Here is a 2084-nt window from a genome sequence, read left to right as displayed (position 1 = left end):
CGGGTGCGGAACCGCGCCCCGTGCGCGCAGGCCGTCCAGCACCCGCACCGGGCCCTGCGCGGCCAGGCCGGCCCGCTGTTGCTCCAGCAAGGAAGCGTTGGACCGCAGATCATACGCCACAGCCCCGGCAGTGAGCGCAAGGCCGCCACACAGGGCGATGACGGACCACATGATGCCGCCCGGCAACGCAAGGCCAGCGGCAAGAAGAGTCAGCACCGTTCCAAGTACAATCAGGACAAGGGAAAATGGCGGGCGCGGGTTTTCCATGGCAGCCTCCGAAGGATGGTAGTGTTGCGCCGGGCAGTAGAGCCGAATGTATCGTGTTGCCCGGCGCAAGCAAGCGGACTTGCCAGATTATCATGCGAAGGCCCAAGGGAGCACCGGGCCGGTTCCCTGCCCGGGCATACGCGGGGCACACCTGCCTTGCTTCCGGTGCGGGGCCGGATGCCATGACCGCGCAATTGGCCGGAAACAGGTCCGCACCAGACCAATGCCCCACCGTCGGGCGCCTGGCGCTGCGCGCCCTGTACGGCACGTGGGCACACCCTGCCTATCGGCGGGAAATGTCGGAACACAGGGGGAAAGCGACGGCAGCATCACACGGACACGCCATGACGCAGGACGCCGATGCGGCGGAACGGCGTCGGAGGCGGCGGGGACGGGGCGAGGATGGCAGGGGGGTGACAGCCGCGGCAAGCGGGCTTGTGACGGCAAGGCAGATGCGTTTCCGCCGAGGAGGGACGACGCCCTTGCCGGTTCAATCGTCGGCGTCGGAGCCGGTACCGGCGGGGATGCCCAAGCCGGACGGATTGCCGCCCCCCTGCGCGTGCGGGCCATTACTGCCCGCCGGGTCGGCGTACGCCGGGCGCCGGGCACACCGGAACAGCGCATCCTGCAAGGCGGCCACGGTGGGCACGCCGCGCACGGCATCGTCTGCGGGATGAAGAATGGGAGTGTAGCCAAGCCTGCGGGCCTGGTCGCGGCGGATGGAATGGGCCGCCACTGGGCGAACCTGGCCGTTGAGATCGACCTCGCCCCAGAACACCGCCCGCTCCGGCAGGGGCAGGTCGTAGAACGACGACAGCACGGCAGCCACCAGTCCCAGATCCATGCCGGGATCCTGCAACTTCATGCCGCCGCCGATCTTGGCGTAGATGTCCACCTGCCCGAAGTTGAGGCGCAGGCGCTTTTCCAGCACCGCCAGCAGCAGGTGCAGGCGGTTGACGTCGAAGCCCAGCCCCGTGCGGCGGGGGATGGCCAGGTAGCTGCGGGTAACCAGGGCCTGAACTTCCACCGCCAGGGGGCGCTGTCCGTCCACGGCCATGACCAGCGCGGTGCCCGACAGGGCCGGGTCGCGTGCGCCCAGAAAGAAGGTGGAAGGATCTTCCACCACCTCCATGCCCTGCTCCACCATGCGGAAGACCAGCAATTCCTGGTTGGGGCCGAAGCGGTTCTTGAGCACCCGCAGCAGGCGGAACATCTGCCGCCGGTCACCTTCGATGGAAATGACCGTGTCCACCAGATGCTCCAGCAGGCGCGGCCCGGCCAGCGCGCCGTCCTTGGTCACGTGGCCCACCAGCAGCACGGTGGTGCCGCTGCGCTTGCAGGCCTCCACGATTTCCGTGGACACCGCACGCACCTGACTGACGTTGCCGGGCAGCCCTTCCGCCCTGTCGGAACTGACGGTCTGCACGGAATCGACGATGAGCAGCGCGGGGGCTTCGGGGCCTTCAAGGTGGGGCAGCACGTCGTCCAGCCGGGTGGTGGCCACGGCCATCAGTTCGTCGTGCAGCACGCCAAGGCGGGCGGCGCGGGCCTTCAACTGGGGCAGCGATTCCTCGCCCGAAAGGTACAGCACCCCGCGCCCGGCGGCGGCCACGGCCCCTGCTACCTGCAGCAGCAGCGTGGACTTGCCGATGCCCGGCTCGCCCCCCACAAGGATGGCCGCACCCGGCACAAGGCCCTTGCCCAGCACGCGGTCCAGCGCGTCCAGCCCGCTGCCGAAAGGCTCGGCACCATGGTCGGCCACGTCCTTCAGCGCCTGCGCCCTGCCCTGCGGGCCAACGGACGACGCACCGGGGCGC

1 protein-coding gene and 1 pseudogene are annotated in these 2084 nt (G+C 69.4%); both read right to left on the bottom strand.

The annotated features are described in order from the left end of the window. Nucleotides 1–267: pseudogene (locus tag FVW20_RS13415) on the bottom strand (methyl-accepting chemotaxis protein); the annotation flags it as partial. Nucleotides 268–757: 490 nt separating this feature from the next. Further along, on the bottom strand, nucleotides 758–2084 hold a 1327-nt coding region (gene radA, locus FVW20_RS13410; protein WP_196610005.1), incomplete at its 5' end, for a DNA repair protein RadA.

Source organism: Nitratidesulfovibrio oxamicus (genome assembly GCF_015731765.1).
Lineage (GTDB): Bacteria > Desulfobacterota > Desulfovibrionia > Desulfovibrionales > Desulfovibrionaceae > Cupidesulfovibrio > Cupidesulfovibrio oxamicus.
Note: the sequence above shows the minus strand (reverse complement) of the source record. Positions and strands in the feature narration are given on the sequence as shown.